The sequence below is a fragment of the Bacillus sp. REN3 genome (assembly GCF_017912555.1).
Lineage (GTDB): Bacteria > Bacillota > Bacilli > Bacillales > Cytobacillaceae > Mesobacillus.
Genome location: NZ_JAERSD010000007.1, coordinates 50,105 through 66,686, shown reverse-complemented (window position 1 = coordinate 66,686; position 16,582 = coordinate 50,105). Strand labels below are relative to the sequence as shown.

Annotated in this window: 13 protein-coding genes and 1 other annotated feature; of the genes, 7 read left to right on the top strand and 6 right to left on the bottom strand. The window is 47.6% G+C overall.

Translation table 11 applies throughout. The features are described from left to right. Positions 1–2 precede the first annotated feature (2 nt). Positions 3–3,131, top strand: coding sequence for an MMPL family transporter (locus JJQ88_RS08295; RefSeq protein ID WP_210365278.1), 3,129 nt, complete (start codon positions 3–5; stop codon positions 3,129–3,131). A gap of 52 nt (positions 3,132–3,183) precedes the next feature. On the opposite strand, the gene JJQ88_RS08290 is transcribed toward JJQ88_RS08295, so the two are convergent. From JJQ88_RS08290 to brnQ, 5 genes are all read right to left on the bottom strand, one after another. Further along, positions 3,184–3,390: a hypothetical protein gene (locus JJQ88_RS08290; protein ID WP_210365277.1), complete on the bottom strand. Its 207-nt coding sequence runs from the start codon at positions 3,388–3,390 to the stop codon at positions 3,184–3,186. A 53-nt stretch (positions 3,391–3,443) separates the two neighbouring features. Continuing rightward, positions 3,444–5,327, bottom strand: coding sequence for a pyruvate kinase (locus tag JJQ88_RS08285; RefSeq protein WP_210365276.1), 1,884 nt, complete (start codon positions 5,325–5,327; stop codon positions 3,444–3,446). A 540-nt stretch (positions 5,328–5,867) separates the two neighbouring features. Further along, complete coding sequence (locus JJQ88_RS08280) at positions 5,868–6,515, bottom strand: DsbA family oxidoreductase (RefSeq protein WP_210365275.1); 648 nt, start codon at positions 6,513–6,515, stop codon at positions 5,868–5,870. Between the two features lie 361 nt (positions 6,516–6,876). Then, positions 6,877–8,367 (bottom strand): peptide MFS transporter, encoded by a 1,491-nt coding sequence (locus tag JJQ88_RS08275; RefSeq protein ID WP_210365274.1) that lies wholly within the window; start codon positions 8,365–8,367, stop codon positions 6,877–6,879. A gap of 179 nt (positions 8,368–8,546) precedes the next feature. After that, positions 8,547–9,890: a branched-chain amino acid transport system II carrier protein gene (gene brnQ, locus JJQ88_RS08270; protein ID WP_210365273.1), complete on the bottom strand. Its 1,344-nt coding sequence runs from the start codon at positions 9,888–9,890 to the stop codon at positions 8,547–8,549. A gap of 99 nt (positions 9,891–9,989) precedes the next feature. Beyond that, positions 9,990–10,224 (bottom strand) — a binding site (T-box leader). Between the two features lie 244 nt (positions 10,225–10,468). On the opposite strand from brnQ, the gene JJQ88_RS08265 reads away from it, so the two are divergent. The 5 genes from JJQ88_RS08265 (at position 10,469) to JJQ88_RS08245 (ending at position 13,056) form a co-directional block, all read left to right on the top strand. Then, positions 10,469–11,377, top strand: coding sequence for a selenium metabolism-associated LysR family transcriptional regulator (locus tag JJQ88_RS08265; protein WP_210365272.1), 909 nt, complete (start codon positions 10,469–10,471; stop codon positions 11,375–11,377). After that, positions 11,364–11,942, top strand: coding sequence for a CD3073 family putative ECF transporter S component (locus JJQ88_RS08260; RefSeq protein WP_210365271.1), 579 nt, complete (start codon positions 11,364–11,366; stop codon positions 11,940–11,942). Before JJQ88_RS08265 ends, JJQ88_RS08260 begins: the two co-directional genes overlap by 14 nt. After that, positions 11,932–12,399, top strand: a complete 468-nt coding sequence (locus JJQ88_RS08255) for a CD3072 family TudS-related putative desulfidase (RefSeq protein WP_210365270.1) — start codon at positions 11,932–11,934, stop codon at positions 12,397–12,399. Before JJQ88_RS08260 ends, JJQ88_RS08255 begins: the two co-directional genes overlap by 11 nt. Before the next feature lie 110 nt (positions 12,400–12,509). Beyond that, positions 12,510–12,782, top strand: coding sequence for a ubiquitin-like small modifier protein 1 (locus JJQ88_RS08250; protein WP_210365269.1), 273 nt, complete (start codon positions 12,510–12,512; stop codon positions 12,780–12,782). A gap of 1 nt (position 12,783) precedes the next feature. Beyond that, on the top strand, positions 12,784–13,056 hold the full coding sequence (locus JJQ88_RS08245; RefSeq protein WP_210365268.1) for a MoaD-like domain-containing protein: 273 nt from the start codon (positions 12,784–12,786) through the stop codon (positions 13,054–13,056). Positions 13,057–13,352: 296 nt separating this feature from the next. Here the strand turns inward: JJQ88_RS08245 and JJQ88_RS08240 are convergent, their stop codons facing one another. Further along, on the bottom strand, positions 13,353–15,194 hold the full coding sequence (locus JJQ88_RS08240) for an aldehyde ferredoxin oxidoreductase family protein (protein WP_210365267.1): 1,842 nt from the start codon (positions 15,192–15,194) through the stop codon (positions 13,353–13,355). Between the two features lie 145 nt (positions 15,195–15,339). Between JJQ88_RS08240 and JJQ88_RS08235 the strand changes: the two genes are divergently transcribed. Continuing rightward, positions 15,340–16,368 carry a ThiF family adenylyltransferase gene (locus JJQ88_RS08235; RefSeq protein ID WP_481748287.1) on the top strand — a complete coding sequence of 343 codons (1,029 nt, stop codon included), beginning with the start codon at positions 15,340–15,342 and terminating at the stop codon, positions 16,366–16,368. Positions 16,369–16,582: the final 214 nt, after the last annotated feature.

The following is a 16,582-nucleotide window of genomic DNA, read 5'->3' as shown; positions in this document are numbered from 1 at the left end:
CCATGAATTCTATCATCAAACAGAAATGGCTTGTCATCATCGCATGGATCCTGGTTGCTGCAAGTCTGTTCGTCGTGGCGCCTGATATGGCGCAGCTTGTCCGTGATAAAGGCCAGATAACCGTTCCTGATGAATATTCATCGACCTTGGCCGGCAAAATCATGGAGGATGTCCGGAAACAGGAGGGCGGCGGAGATGAAACACAAGTGGCGCTCGTTTTTCGCAATGATAAAAAGCTGAGAAAAGATGAGATTGCTGAAGCGGAAAAAGCAATCCGAAAGCTGGAGAAAAACAGCGAAGAAATCGGGATCACTGACATCCTTACCCACTTCAACGAAGAAAGCCTGGAGGAACAGCTCGTTTCGGATGACGGAAAGTCGATCCTTGCCTCTGTGACGGTAAGCTGGAATGGACGCGAACCAGCCGAACTAAGCAAGCTGATGTATGAAACCATCGAAGAGATCGAAGTGGATCATTATTATACCAGCCAGTGGCTAATCAACGAAGACTTGATGAACAGCTCGGAGGAAGGACTTAAGAAAACGGAAGGGATTACTGTCGTCTTTATCCTTGTCGTCCTGCTGCTTGTGTTCAGGTCGGTCATAGCGCCTATCATCCCGCTGTTGACAGTTGGGGTCAGTTACCTTGTCTCCCAGTCCATCGTGGCCATGCTTGTTGATAAATTCGACTTCCCATTATCGAACTATACCCAGATTTTCCTTGTCGCTGTCCTTTTTGGCATAGGAACAGACTATTGTATCTTGCTGCTCAGCCGCTTCAAGGAAGAGCTTGCTCACTATGAAAGCGTACCGGCAGCCATTGTTGAGACGTATAAAAACGCTGGCCGGACCGTGTTTTTCAGCGGAATTGCCGTTATGATTGGTTTCGCGGCAATCGGATTTTCACAGTTCATCCTGTATCAATCCGCTGCGGCTGTAGCGATCGGGGTGGCGATTCTTCTCCTCGCATTGTTCACGATCGTACCCTTCTTCATGGCGGTACTGGGGCAGAAAATTTTCTGGCCATCAAAGAGAAGTGCCGGGCATAGTGAAAGCAAGCTATGGGGAACAGTCGGGAGCTTCTCGCTTGCCCGCCCTTTCCTGGCGTTGCTGGTCGTTGCTGCTGTCGTCACGCCATTCCTCGTCACTTATGACGGAAAGTTAAGCTATAACTCGCTTGAGGAGATCAGTGGCGATGTGAATTCTATCAAGGCCTTCAATGCTATTGCAGACAGCTTTGGACCAGGGGAATCCATGCCCACACAGATCATTTTGAAGAATGATGAGAGAATGGATTCTGCGGAATATGTGGAGCTCGCCGAAAAAATAAGCCGCGAATTGGAAAAAGTGGATCTGGTTGATACGGTCCGCTCTGTAACAAGGCCGACAGGGGAGCCAATCGAAGATTTCTTTGTTTCCAAACAGGCGGAAACCCTGGAATCAGGACTTGGTGAAGGCAAAGAAGGTCTAAATAAAATCAGTGAAGGCCTGGAAAAGGCTGAAACCGAGCTTTCGAATTCAGAGCCTGAGTTAAAAGGAGCCACCGCTGGCATCAATGAATTGATCAAAGGGACCGGTGAACTTAAGTCTGGTTTGGGAGAAATCCAGACGAACCTTGCTAGAATCGAAGATGGCATCCGCAAGGGATCCGCAGGCTCCGGCCAGCTGAAAGCAGGGTTGGAAGAAGCGAAGAGCGGAGCGGAAGAGCTGCTCGCCGGCTACAAGAAGCTGCAGGCTGGCTATGTAGAGATCCAGGGAAAGATTACAGAGATCGAGTCAGGTTACAAGCAGGCTGGGGACGGGTTAGCCCAGCTTGCTGGCGGACTTGACAAGACAAACCAGCAGCTCTTTGGCTATCTTGAAACTCGTGATGGGACTTTGAAAGCAGATCAAAATTACCTTATCTTAAAAGGAACCATTTCTGAGATTCAAAAGCAGATCGGCCAAACTTCCGAAGCTATCAATCAATTAAACGCTGGCTTAACCCAACTGAACGGAGGCATGGCTGAGGCGAACAGGCATTTTGCAGCGGCGCTGGCTGAGCAGGAGAAGTTCGGTCCAGGGATCCAGCAGCTGATTGATGGTATTGAACTCCAGCAAAAGGGCCTCAATACGCTTGCGAGTGGCCAGGGTCAAATCGTTGATTACTTCCCGAAATTGACGAATGGCTTGTCAGGAATCAATGCCGGGCAGCAGCAGCTCCTGGATGGTTTCGGCGGTCTTGGCGGCCAGTTGAGCCAGCTTACGGATGGACTTGGCCAGAGCGCGGACGGCCTAAATAAAGTTTCCGATGGCCTCGGATCTGCCCAGGATTATTTGGATGGCCTTTCCAAGTCCGGGTCCAACGGTTTCTACCTGCCGGAAGAGGCGCTGGATAATGAGGAATTCACACAGGTATTCGATGTTTACATGTCAAAAGACCGTAAAGTCATGACAATGGATGTCATCCTCGAGGCAAATCCATACTCGAATGAAGCGATTGCCCAGGTTGATGATCTCAAGGAAGCGATCGGCCGGGCGACAAAAGGAACGAAGCTTGAGAACGCGGATGTAGCAATCGGAGGCATCACGAGCACAAACGCCGACCTCGATACGATGTCAGGCAAGGACTATTCAAGAACCGTCATACTGATGCTGATGGGGATCGCGATCATCCTTGTCTTCCTCTTCCGTTCGATCATCATGCCAATCTATATCATTGGTTCATTGATTTTAACGTACTATACGGCAATGGCTGTCAATGAAATGATTTTCGTGAACATTCTTGGCTACACAGGCATCAGTTGGGCGGTTCCGTTCTTCGCTTTTGTCATCCTAGTAGCATTAGGTGTCGATTACAGCATCTTCCTGATGGACCGGTTCAATGAATACAAGGACCTTTCCGTCCCAGAGGCGATGCTGCTGTCAATGAGGAAAATGGGCACTGTCATCATTTCCGCTGCAATCATCCTTGGCGGAACTTTTGCAGCGATGATGCCGTCGGGAATGCTGTCGCTGCTCCAAATTGCATCCATCCTGCTTGTCGGGCTGTTCCTGTATGCTTTCGTCATGCTTCCGTTGTTCATCCCGGTCATGGTGAAGAACTTCGGGAAAGCAAACTGGTGGCCATTCAAGAGAACTGCAAACGAATGAAAAAAGGGAGGCTGGCCATATGGCTAGCCTCCTTTGTCGGCTGAGGCCATGTCTAGCATTCAATTTCCGCCTGCTGATCCGTTCCAAGGCCTTTTCTCAAGGGAGTTTTTTTGAGTACTGGCGAAAGGGAAGATTCATTGCCGGAGTTGATGTTCCCCATGACCGTTTCATTGGTTGCAGGCAGAAGCTTCTCGCACCTGCGGATTAGATGCTGCCTACCGAGTTTCTTCGCACGGAGGACATGTTCGTACTGGTGCATGGAAGGAGAACGCTGCAGGGCAGACTCGCGGCTTCTGGAAGCCCGTTGCGATGTTAATCAATGGTCATTTTTACGCGATATGAACCGTCAGGGAAGATACCATACTGGGAAACAAGGTCCTTTTCGCCTGGCACCTCTCTTGGCGGATTCAATTTCTCAGTATGGAGCAATTTAGCTAATAATGTAACCGAATCGACAATATAAGGGCCTTTGTTAAGCATGATACAAGCCGCCCTTTTCGCTTGTGCCACATCTGTTATTTCTGATCGTGAAGGGAGCCCTTTTTTTGTCAATTTTTCCAATACTCCTGTTGCCCAAATAACAGGGATGTGTGCAGCCGAACAAATGGATACAATTTCATCCTGCACAAAAGACAGATTTTCCGCTCCCACCTCAACTGCCAGGTCCCCCCGTGCAATCATCAGCCCAAATCCGCGGAATTTCAATCCTTCCATGATAATCCGGCCAAGATGATGAATAGCATCCTTTGTCTCGATTTTTGCTACGACCGGAAGATGGCTGGCTGAATGCCGCTCCAATCCTTCCCGGAGTTTGATCAAATCGAGCGGGGAATGGACAAAGGAGATCCCTATAATATCTGCATGTTTCGCGACAAATTCCAAGTCGAAAAAGTCCTTGCCAGTTAATGCGGGAACATTCAGGCTTAGGAACGAATCAGGGATATTCAATCCTTTTCCTTCTTTTATCTTTGCCGGCTTGACGACGGGAAATTCAATCTGGATTTCAATGAATTCTTTCGTGATTCTTTTGACAAGGCCATGGATTTTTCCATCATCAATATAGACGGGATCATTCATCCGGACATTGCGAAAGGCTTTTGCCAAAGTGACGGGTACTCCGGGCGGCCCTTTCTTCGAGTCTGCCTGCCCTTCCTTATCCTGGTCGAGATATAGTCTTAAAGAATCCCCCCTGATAACGGAAATTTCAACTGGTTCGGGAATAAGGGGCTTAATTTGGCTGCTCCTTGTTTTAAAGTTTAAGAGGGTACGATCATCTATATAGGAAGTACTGTTGACCTCGACACTGACACACGAAGGACTGATAATCTCCATTACCTTCAATTTCCGTCTCCTGTTACGCGTATCCGTGAAAAAAACCTCATCCCCTACGCTCAATGCCTGGATCAATGCCTCTTCCCCAACCCCCAGGACAAATGTTTCTGCCCCGTTCCCGTCTCTTACGGCAAAAGTGTGTTCAGCCTTACAATCCAGATAACCTGCCGCTTTTTCAATGATCTTTCCATAAGGGTCTTTGTGTACAGATAATTTTATCGGCTGTTTTGTCCTTTCCAGCTTCCCAATCCGGATTTTCGGTCCCGCCAGATCCATGAAAATCCTGCATCTTCTGTCACCATGCCTTCCTTCGCGCTGCAATCTAGTCTCTGCTTCTCTTATGGCATGGATCAGCTCTTTCCAAAGATGCTGATCGTCATGGGCACAATTGATCCTGGCAATGTTCATCCCAGCTGTCAAAAGCTTTTCGAGCAATTCCGGCTGATGGATCATTTTGCTGTCCAGGGTGACCATGATAGCAGCGTGCTGCTTTTCCTTAGCCTTGCCAAGGACCGTTACCTTCCGTTTTTTTTCTATGGCTTCCGCTTCAAAAGGAGTAATCACGGTAAGCTGATCTGGCTGCGGCAGCGGATCTCCGAGGTTTTCCAATTGCTTTCCCAGGCTGTATAGAATATGTTGATTGGCTTGTTCTATTGAGGAAAGTCCGTGTTCAAGCAAAGGTTGCTCAAGGGCGGAGGTATTTTGCTGTTTTAGCGCAAGGTAAGCAAGCAGATTGTCTCTGCTTAATTGAAAGTTCCTGCTGGGGTAACGATCAGGAATCAATGCGATTTTCCTTATCAGTTCTTGATAAATCCTTCTCAAATGCTTCCGTAATTCCTGGCTGGACATTTGCTGGCTCGTCAACCTTTATTCACATCCTTTTGCTTTTTGGACCTTGTTAAAGAATATGAAATGGGCAAAGAGCCTTCTTGGGCAAAAGCCCTAATTTTTGGGGGGAATCGGAAAAAAAGGGCGAAAAGAGAGCTGAGAAGGATCCTATTGGATTGCCTGAGCCGAAATGTCAGCACTATGACTTAGTGTATACCTGTCCATAAGCAAAGGAATGAACATTTTTCAGTAATAGATGAGATTGCAGGGGGGACTTGATACTGAACTGGAGGAAATGCCCACTGCCATTTACACAGTTTATCATAAGGGGACAAATGGGTTTCGGTTAATTTAGAAGCCTTTTTAAACTTACTAGGCAGCCACAAGGGAGGGTAATTGATTTGTATAAAAGTTTCGCGGCCTGGTATTTTGGCGCCGTTGGAAAAGAAAAGCATGAACTCCTATTGAATTCATGCTTTGAGATTTATTTTTCCACATCATAGGGGTATCGCTTTCTCGGTTCATTGCCTTCCTTTTTTCGATTGCCTGAACGTTGACAGAATCCTGGGCACTTTTTCAGCATCCATCAATCCCGCAGGACATGCTGCCTGAGGAAAAGCCGTTGTCGCCCTTCTGTATCTCGGCGTCGATTAATTTCTCGAGTGTATCTTTGGGAACCAGGCCAGGAACTCTCGTATCTCCGACAAAAAGTGTCGGAACCGCCGTGATTTTCGCTTCATTGTATGCATGGTGGAGGGCTTGCTGATGGGCTTCCCGGTATTTGTGGGTTTCGAGTGCTTCCCGGTATTCTGCTTCATCAAGCCCGATTTCACCTGCCAGCTTCACAAGGACATCCAGATCACCGATATCAAGTCCCTTTTGAAAAAAGGCACGAAGCATAAGGTCGTTGTACTCGTTGCCTTTGCCCTGCTCTTTTGCATATTGGTATCCTTCAAACGCCAGGTGGGTATGCGGCTGCGGCGATACATCAGGAAGGAGGATCTCAACGCTCATCCGTTCGGCCATCGGATATACAGATTGCTCCCAGGTGCTTTGCAAGTAATGTTCCTCCGGTTTCAAAGTCTTAGTGGGATAGGGCCTTAATTCAAAAGGCATCCATTCAATTTCCACATCTTTCCCTCTTGTAGCTTCTTGCAGCGGAACCTCCGCCAGGAAACAAAACGGTCAAACATAGTCTGAGTAAATTCTGATGGATACAGTCATGGCTGCCTCCTTTTCATGATCATTGTCAGTTTGATTGTTCCCTTTTTTTCTTTTGAAAAACACTTTGTTAGCATTAGACGTTTTGCTATCCGGTGCAATAGGAACAGATAATAAAACACCGTTGAATGGATGCGGATTCTTCATTACAACGGCCACGAAAGAATCTTGAGTGGGTTGAACGGACTGATTGGAGAGCGCTTTCCCATTAGAAGAAAAATGTTAGCCGGTTCGGTTTGCAGTGAACATTTTCCAGCGGGCCAAAAATCTAAAAAACCTGCCCGCATTATGAAAAGCAGACAGGTTTTTGCTAGTGAATAATCAAGATTCAGATAATTTGTTTCAATCAGGTTTAAACCAGCTATTAGCGTACTCCGCGCATATACTTCTGGATGGTTGGCGTCATGAAATACAAGATCAAACCGATTACAATGGCCATTCCGCCGATCACGCCAAAGTAGGTTACTTCGTTTTCAGCAGAGTAGAAGCGGACGACTTGGGCGTTGATGGCCTGTGCCGAAGCGTTTGTCATGAACCATAGGCTCATGGTCTGTGCCGAGAATGCAGCAGGCGCAAGCTTAGTTGTTGCGGACAAGCCGACTGGTGACAGAAGCAATTCCCCCATAACGACTAGGAAAAAGCTTAATACAAGCCACATTGGGTTTACAAGTGTATCTGTTCCGCCGAGGGCAGGAATGATCATCACAAGGAACGACAGGCCTGCGAAGAATAGACCAAAAGCGAATTTCTTCGGCGTCGATGGCTGGCGATTGCCCAGCTTGACCCAAAGCCAGGCGAACACCGGCGCGAACGTGATAATGAACAATGGGTTGAGTGACTGGAACCAGGCTGGCTCGATTTTGATGCCGCCGAAATTAAGCTGTGTCCGAGTATCAGCATATGTCGCAAGGATATTTGAACCCTGCTCCTGGATTGCCCAGAACATCATCGCTGCGATGAAAAGCGGAATGTAGGCAATCAGGCGGGAACGCTCATCTTCATTTGTTTTTTCACTTCTGTACATAAAGATGAAGTACAGAGTTGGAAGCACAATCCCAAGGATACTGACGAACAAAATAAAGCGTTCGATTGTCAGGTAGCCCATTGAAATCATGATGGCACCAACGATGGCAATGATGACAGCAGCCCCTCCAAATCGGATTGCCACCTTCTTCCGCTCATCTTTCGTTAGCGGGTTTGGAACTTGTGATCCTGCAAGGCCGAGATTCTTTCCTTTTGTAATGAGGAACACGATAAGGCCTAATAACATACCTACAGCCGCAAGGCCGAATCCAAGATGGAAATTATATTTCTGACCGACTGTTCCGACAATTAACGGTGCAATGAATGCACCCATGTTGATTCCCATGTAATAAATGCTGAAGCCTGCATCGCGGCGAGGGTCCTCCTTGCTGTATAGATCCCCGACCACACTTGAAATGTTCGGCTTCAATAAACCAGTACCAATAACAATCAGCCCCATTGAAAGGAAGAGGGCAGTAAGGCTTCCCGGCAGCGACAGGACGATATGTCCTAGCATGATCAGAATTCCGCCGTAGAATACTGTTCTCGTTGTTCCAAGGAGACGGTCGGCAATCCAGCCGCCAATGATACCTGACATATAAACAAGCGACCCGTAGATTGAGAAAATGGAGTTGGCTGTTGTCTTATCTAGTCCCAGGCCGCCTTGAGAAAGCTCATAGTACATGTAATAGATCAGTATGGCACGCATGCCGTAATATGAGAACCGTTCCCAGAACTCAGTGAAGAATAACGTGAACAAACCTTTTGGGTGCCCAAAGAAACCCTTTTGAGGTACACTCTCCACAATTTTCTGTCTGTCAATAGTGTTCATTGCTAAAAATCCTCCTTATTTTCGACAAAACCTATTATAACCTTTTTTTTATTATCGCGAAAATATTTTCTTTATTTTCTCGATTCCAAAAATTTCATACGGTAGGGGATATTTGCGCAATCCTGCAAAAATATTAAAGGTGCGGAGAATCTCCCCGCACCTTTTATACCCGAAATGTGCTATTCCGAAGCTGTCTTCAGTGATTTTTTTAAAAATTTTGAAAAGACGAATTTATCAAGAACAAAGCCAATCAGTCCTCCAGCCACTGCTGGGAGCAGCCAGCCCAATCCTTCTGCATAAAGTGGCAGGGAATTGAAAATGGATGAAAGGAAACTTGATTCAACTCCAAAGGTCTTCAATCCATCGAAGATGCTGATTGCCATAGCAGCAAATACAGCCCCTGTATAGACGCCTCTTGAACCATTGATGAAACGCTCAAAGAAGGAGAGGACAACGAGCACGATCGTAACAGGATACAGGATGATCAGGACTGGAACAGAAATGGATATGATCTGGTTCAATCCAAGGTTCGCAATGAACAAGCTGATCATTGTTATGACGAGCGTGAATGTCTTGTATGGAATTTTCGGCAGCATCATGGAGAAGAACTGGCTCGATGCTGCCACGAGTCCCACAGCGGTTGTGAAACAGGCAAGGGTCACGATCAGTCCTAGCAGCAGCATACCTGGAACTCCGAACATCAGCTTGGCTGCTTCTGTCAAAATCGTCCCGCCATTATCGTATGTCCCGAATGCGGCCATTTTAGCACCGAGCAATCCAATTGTTACATACACAAATGATAAGCCGATGCCGGCTATGATTCCTGCTTTCAATGTCTCGCGGATAATCTGCTTCCTGTCAAGTGCCTTTTTCTGCTGGACGGCACTGACGACAATGATGCCAAAAGCGAGTGCAGCAATGGTGTCCATGGTCAGATACCCTTCAAGGAACCCGGTGACAAATGGCGATGCAGCGTATTTTTCAGTCACATTCCCCAGTGTGCCTTCCATCTTGAAGAAACTTCCGAACACCAGGATAATGATGGCGGCCAGCAAAACTGGCGTCAGCACGCTGCCAATCCGTTCAACCATTTTTGAAGGGTTCAAGCAAACCCAATACACGAGCGCGAAAAAGATGACAGTGAACGCAAGCAGGATGGTTGAATTCCATCCTGACTCAGGTATGAATGGTTTGACGGACATCTCATAGGCCACATTGGCACTTCTCGGTATCCCGAAGAACGGGCCGATGGAAAGATAGGCAGCAGCACTGAAAATGACTGCGAACCATGGATGGATCCTCGAACCGATTTCCTTGATCCCGTCCTTTGCCATCGAGATGACGACAACAGAAAGGAGCGGCAGGCCGACACCGGTCACGACAAACCCAAGGATTGCCGGCCAATAATTCGATCCTGCCTGCTGACCTAAAAATGGCGGGAAAATAAGATTCCCCGCTCCGAAAAATAGCGCGAATAACATCAATCCGATTGTGAGTGTGTCTCTTGCTCTTAAGCTTCCCATTCTAAAAATCCTCCTGAAAAATTAGGTTTTGGCACTAATGAGTATAGGAATTTTGGAACGGAATAGTTATTTGCAGCAAAATAAAAAACCCGCCCTTCATGCAGGGACGAGTTCGCCTCTCGTTACTACCCGTATTCCGCGAATGAACGCGGCCCTCATCAACGTACCATCATACGTGTCCCTTTTAACGGTGGAATCGCCGGCAAAAGCTTACTTCGGTTCAGCTTCGCATCTCCAAGATGATGTCCCTTACAAATTGAACGCCGGCTTGCAGCAAGCACCGGCTCTCTGTGGATCAGTTTTATAAAGGACGTGTTCTCTTCATTGATTTTACTATTTCAATAACATTTTCATAGAACAATGATAATATTCAGACAATAATATGTCAACAGAATCATCCTAGAAAATATTTAATGAAAAATATACCTGATTTCCAGTCTAACCATTTTTCACAAATTGGACAAATGAATGGTATTATGCTCTTCCAATGCCCCCTTTTAAAGGGTAAAATCAAATGGAGAATACATAAAGAAAATATATAGTATATATAAAGAAACTTTATAATCGGAGTTGAGGCAATGAATTTAAAAAAATTGGAAGCATTCATGATGGTCGTTGAAAAAAATAGTTTCTCTGATGCCGCTATTGCTTTGAAAAGTTCACAGCCTGCTGTAAGCCAGAAGGTAAAAAGCCTGGAGGATGAGCTCGGCTTTGAATTGTTCGACCGCACCTTTTCAGGCATCAGGCTGACGCCTGCGGGGATGCTTGTTTATCAGGCAGCGGGAGACTTGATTAAAAGATGGAGAAGGCTTGAAGACGAACTGAATGAGTTCCAGGGGGTGTTGACCGGGACATTGACCATTGGGGCAAGCACCATTCCCGGTACATATCTGCTTCCCCGCTGGGTCAGTATGTTCCGGAAACAATTCCCGAAAGTAGATGTTCAAATTGTCGTCGGTGATTCAAAGAAAATCATTGATCAGCTGCTAGACCATCACATTGACACGGCAATTATTGGGATGGAGCTTGACTCGGGAAAGGTTTCCTACAAGCCAATCGCTTCCGATTCATTGGTGCTTGTTGCGCCAAATGGATATGAGCTTGGAGAGAATTCCGATTTCGCCGCTTTGAGGCACTACGACTTTGTTTTAAGAGAGGAAGGGTCTGGTACCCGGAAGATGATGGAGGAGTACCTTGCTGTCAACGGAATGGAGATCAGCGAATTGAAAGCAGCCGTGACAATGGGGAGTACTGAATCTGTCATAGCTGCAGTGGAAGCTGGCCTTGGCATATCTTTTGTGTCCAGACTTGCTGCACTGCCAGCGGCGAATGCGGGCAGGATCCAGCTGATCGAGCAGTTGCCGCCATACGAGCGGACGTTTTATTTAGCTACTCATATCGATACTGCCAACCGCCCAATCATCAAAGAATTCTCCGCACTATTATCAAATAGGGAAAGTGAGGGAAAGAAAAATGAAACATACTAGCAAGTCGGTGATCTTGACTTATTCAGCTCTAGGAATCGCTTTGAATGTAATTTTAGGTACAGTTGTTTCTGCCATGAAGATTCCGCTGCTGTTCCTTGATACCATCGGTACCGTATTGATTGCCGTATTATTCGGTCCCTGGTGGGGTGCGCTGACTGGAGGAGTGACCAATATCGTGCTTGGCATGACGACAGGACCGACAGCGATATTTTTTGGAATCGTCAGCATTACGATCGCTCTTGTTGCCGGTTTCATGGCGAGGAAGTTTGATTTTAGCAAGTGGTATGTAGCCCTTGCGACCGGAATCTTGCTTTCTGTGATTGCTCCATTGGTGGGAACGCCTATCGCAGTCGCCGTTTTCGGTGGATTGAATGGGAGCGGGATGGATGTCGTTGTTTTATGGTTAAGAGCATCTGGTGAGAGCGTTTTTGCCTCAACGTTCATTTCGAGGATTACCGGTAATCTTGTTGATAAAATCGTGACTTGCTTTCTAGTAGCTTTCATGATAGCCCGTCTTCCTAATTTCGCGAAAATCAAGAAAACGGAGAAAAGAAATGCAGCGTAGTAAACGGATTTTGCTAGTTTCACATTGTATCTTGAATCAGAACACGGTCATTGAAAATGAAGCAAGAGCAGAAGGTCCAGTGCTTTCCGCAGCAACATGGGCACTGAGAGAAGGATTTGGCATCCTCCAATTGCCTTGCCCTGAATTCACCTTCCTCGGCCTGAATCGGCCGCCGATGACCTATGAAGAATATGATACCCCGGATTATAGGAAGCATTGCCGGGAAATCTTGAAGCCTGTGCTGGCTCAGGTAAAGGATTATTTAAGGAATGGCTATGAACTGGCCGGTCTGCTCGGAATTCAAAGCAGTCCATCCTGCGATCCGGGACGTGGTGTCTTCATGGAAGAATTGATGCTTCTATTTTCCCAGAATGGAATCGAGTTGGAAACCCTTTGGTACTTGCCGAACTCAGAAGAACCTTTATTCAGGGCCAATGAACATCTTTTGCCGCAGTGAAAAATGGCTGGCTTTCCTCGGAAAGCTGGCCATTTTTGTCGCAGAAAAAGAGCGGGTGACATTTTGGGATTTTCCTTTTATTATTAGGTTAATAGAAAGGGGCGGTAGGAATGCAGGTAAAGGTATTTGCGAACCTCAGGGAAATTTGCGGCGGTGTCAACGTCGAAGTGAATCCTGACGGGGACAGGGTGATCGATGTGCTCGATAAGATGGTCGAAATGTTCCCGGAGCTTCACGGGGAAATTTTTAATGAACAAAAGAAGCTGAAGCCGTTCGTCCATGTCTATATTAATGGCCGCAACATCATCCACGACGATGACCTAGAGACAGTGGTGAAGGACAGTGACCAATTCGCGTTGTTCCCGCCGGTGGCAGGTGGCTGAGATGATCGATCGCATCCTGGAATTCCGCGGAATCGATCGGGGCCATCTGGGTACCTATTTTGAAGAGCTGGGGGGCAGGCGAGCCACAGCCGATTTCCCGTTTATCTATAACGGGGAAGGATGGAGCGCGGAAATCTTAAGCGAAGACGAAATTTCATTCACTAAAGCTTTCACTGTCAATTCAGTGCATATCCGCTTCATCGCTGAAAGCGGCGAAGCTTTGGAAAAACTCATTAAAAATTACCGCTATAAAACGACACGCATTGGCGGTTAAGGACTCCAGCATCTTAATGATGCTGTTTTTTTGTTTTTGCGGGACTGGAAAAAATCGCTCTTTCACTAAATAAACGGCTGTATCCGCTAAATAAACCCACTATTTTCGCTAAAAATTGGCCTTCCGCTAAATAAATATCAACTCTCCTTCAATTTATTGTCGTTACCTCCATAATCCCGATAAAATGCCTAAAGCAGATGATACCGGATTGCGAATTTCTGATGCTAGCCAAAAAAAGCTAAAAAGCCAGGCGGATTCGCCTGGCTTTTAATGATCGTTTCGACTTACAGCTATAATTATAGTTGTTCCTGGGAAGAGGAGGTCCCTTCCGTGGTGATTCCCAGTTCACGGAGTTTTTCTTCAGGCACGACGCCGTCTTTCCAGCCGCGGACCTGATAATATTCGTCAAGCATGATATCCATGCGGCTGACGAATCCCGCGCTGTTTCCTGATGCTGGCTCATCAGTGAACCGTTTTGGCAGGAAGTCATCTTCACGTTTGTCGAAGCCGGCCAGGTTATTGTAATAACGCTCAAGGTTATAGATTCTTTCGCCGGCATGCATGACGTCTTCCGCCGTCATCGGGATGCCTGTCATCGTGCTGTATTGCTCAGCATAGTGCTCGGCATTTTCCGAGAAGGAAGAGAATTTGCAGATGTTCATAGAATCAGAGAATGCAAGCATATCCTGGAATGTCTTCAGGAGCTCGCCCTTGCCTTCAGGCTTCAGGCGGTCTGTTGGTTCCGGAATGCCGGCGATTTCACTTGCGATTGTATAGCCGCGCAGGTGGCAGGCGCCGCGGTTGCTCGTCGCGTAGCCAAGGCCGATTCCCTGGATGCCGCGTGGGTCGTATGCCGGAATCGATTGACCTTTTACAGACATCGAAAGCTCTGGCGCGCCCCATAGGGAAGTAGCGCGGGCCGGCCCTTCGGCAAGGATGCCGCCGAAGCCCTCACGATGGGCGACCTTCCTCGCCATTTCGATCATGCCGTCAGCATCGCCCCAATCAAGCTTCTGGCCGACAAGCCCCTTCTCGTAAGCTTCCATCGTGACGGAGAATGCATTCCCCAGCTCGATGGTATCCATCCCGTATTCATTGCACACATCGATCAAGTAGGCGATGGCTTCAGAGTCGCTGAGTCCGCTGTTGGCGCCAAGTGCCCATGCGGATTCGAATTCAAAGCTCTCAACGCGAGTCTTATATTTGCCCTCTTTCACTTCCACTTCAATTTTGCAAGCGACAGGGCAGGCATGGCATGTATTGTTGGCTACAAGCAAATGCTCATTTACATATTCGCCTGAGTGCTTTTCCGCTTCATCCCAGTGGGTTAGCTGGGCGTTCCTTGTTGGAAGCGCTCCTACTTCATTGATCAGGTTTGTCAAGACGTTCGTTCCGTATACGGATAAGCCGCCTTTGTTCGGAGCGGTCAAACCTCCTTCAAGGATTGCTTTGACAGCCTTCCTGTTCGCTTTGTTGTACTCATCCTTCAATGCAGGTTCAGGCATGTTGCCCTTTTGCGCCGCTTTGATGACAATGGCCTTCAGTTTCTTGAATCCGGCAACAGCACCGGTGCCTCCCCGTCCGGCAGCGCGGTCATGCTCGTTCATGAATCCGGCAAAGCGGACGCCGTTCTCGCCAGCCTGGCCAATCGTCATCACACTCAGGTCTTCTTCCCCATAGCGATCCTTCATTGCCTGGACAGTGCCGCGCGTGCCCATGCCCCATAAATCGGAAGCGTCACGAAGCTCTGCCTGTCCATTTTCGACATATAAATAGACTGGCCTGTCACTCTTTCCCTTGAAAATGATGTTGTCCACACCAGCCCATTTCAATCGGGCCGCAGTCCATCCGCCCATGTGGGAATCCGTTACCGTTCCTGTCAGCGGTGACTTCGTCACCACTGCAAGACGGCCGCTCATCGAAGAACGCGAGCCGGTCACAGGGCCTGTCATGATGCACAGGATATTTTCTTCCGATAATGGTTCGACCTCAGGCCCATTATCAAGGACATACTTGACGCCGAGACCGCGTCCGCCGATATACTTCCTGGCGTCTTCTTCATTAACCTTTCTGTAATCGATTGTGCCATCAGTTAAATCCACAATGATTTCCTTGTTCTTGAATCCTCCGAAACTCATTTTAACCATTCCACCTCTTTCATCATTAAAGATAGGATAGCCTCGAGGGCAGAAAAGTCCTCTTAATATTAAGTATAGTGAAAAATTTTGATAAAAAAAAGCATTATTTACCTTATAATCTATTTAGAAGCGGGAGGGGAAGTTCATGACAGAGATGGAACGTTATTCAAGACAGATATTATTCCAGCCGATTGGAAGGGAAGGCCAGGGAAAATTGCTGGAAAGCTCTGCTGTGATTGTTGGCATGGGAGCGCTGGGGACAGTGATTTCCAATCACCTTGTCCGTGCAGGTGTCGGCTATGTAAGGATCATTGATAGGGACCTGGTCGAACTGTCCAATCTGCAGCGGCAGACCCTCTATGATGAAGACGACGCGCTGGATAGCTTGCCAAAGGTGATTGCTGCCGAAAAAAAACTGAGGAAGATAAATTCCGGAGTGAAGGTGGAGCCCATCATCGCTGACCTGACCCTTGACAATGCTGAAGATTTACTGGGTGGCTTTGATGTCATTGTCGATGGAACCGACAATTTCAATACCCGATATTTGATCAACGATGTTGCCGTCAAGCACGGCATCCCGTGGGTCTATGGAGGAGCAGTCAGCTCAAGGGGGATGTTCTCCGTCATCAGGCCGGGACAGACTCCTTGCTATCGATGCCTGTTCCCGTCTGTGCCCGTTGGACTTGGGGAGACATGTGACAGCATTGGCGTTCTGTCATCGATCACAGAGATCATTGGATCTTTCGAAGCAGTGGAGGCCATCAAGCTTCTGGTCGGTGCTGAATCGAACCCGAATCTCGAGCAAATGGATATTTGGCACAACTCATTCCTGCAAATGGATATCAGCCAGGGAAGGAATCCTGAATGCCCTGCCTGTGTCCATCATCGCTTTGAGTTCCTTGACAGGGCTTCTGACCAACAGGTCAGCTATGCTTCTTTATGCGGCCGCAATACGATCCAGATCAACCCGCGGCAAACACATAAGACAGACCTCAGGAAGCTGGCCAGGCGCCTGGGGGATATCGGGAAAGTAAAGGGGAATCCTTTTTTGCTTCAGTTCATGCCGGATGATGAAATCAAGATGGTCATCTTCCATGACGGCCGGGTCCTTGTCCATGGGACCAATGATACGGTAAAAGCAAAATCGTATTATGCCCGCTATATTGGCCTGTGAAGCCTGCCCAGCCATTTCAGTATGGCTGCCTGGAAGAGGGGCGTTGTTTGTGTTTGATAAACAATATCCAACAGAGGTAAAGGCTGCAGGAAGGATGAATGGGGAAACCGTCCGCTGTGCATAGGATAAAGGCGGAACCTGTATGGGCGAGCACGGAGTTGGCATTGGTAAAGCAAGATTCCAGCGACTTTAACATGGACCTGTATACGAAATG

Bases quoted from the DNA above. Each gene is read 5' to 3' on its own strand.
- JJQ88_RS08295 (WP_210365278.1), top strand. From the start codon at position 3: ATGAATTCTATCATCAAACAGAAATGGCTTGTCATCATCGCATGGATC.
- JJQ88_RS08235 (WP_481748287.1), top strand. From the start codon at position 15,340: ATGACAGAGATGGAACGTTATTCAAGACAGATATTATTCCAGCCGATT.
- JJQ88_RS08240 (WP_210365267.1), bottom strand. From the start codon at position 15,194: ATGAGTTTCGGAGGATTCAAGAACAAGGAAATCATTGTGGATTTAACT.
- JJQ88_RS08250 (WP_210365269.1), top strand. From the start codon at position 12,510: ATGCAGGTAAAGGTATTTGCGAACCTCAGGGAAATTTGCGGCGGTGTC.
- JJQ88_RS08245 (WP_210365268.1), top strand. From the start codon at position 12,784: ATGATCGATCGCATCCTGGAATTCCGCGGAATCGATCGGGGCCATCTG.
- JJQ88_RS08290 (WP_210365277.1), bottom strand. From the start codon at position 3,390: ATGCACCAGTACGAACATGTCCTCCGTGCGAAGAAACTCGGTAGGCAG.
- JJQ88_RS08260 (WP_210365271.1), top strand. From the start codon at position 11,364: ATGAAACATACTAGCAAGTCGGTGATCTTGACTTATTCAGCTCTAGGA.
- JJQ88_RS08265 (WP_210365272.1), top strand. From the start codon at position 10,469: ATGAATTTAAAAAAATTGGAAGCATTCATGATGGTCGTTGAAAAAAAT.
- JJQ88_RS08255 (WP_210365270.1), top strand. From the start codon at position 11,932: ATGCAGCGTAGTAAACGGATTTTGCTAGTTTCACATTGTATCTTGAAT.
- JJQ88_RS08275 (WP_210365274.1), bottom strand. From the start codon at position 8,367: ATGAACACTATTGACAGACAGAAAATTGTGGAGAGTGTACCTCAAAAG.
- brnQ (WP_210365273.1), bottom strand. From the start codon at position 9,890: ATGGGAAGCTTAAGAGCAAGAGACACACTCACAATCGGATTGATGTTA.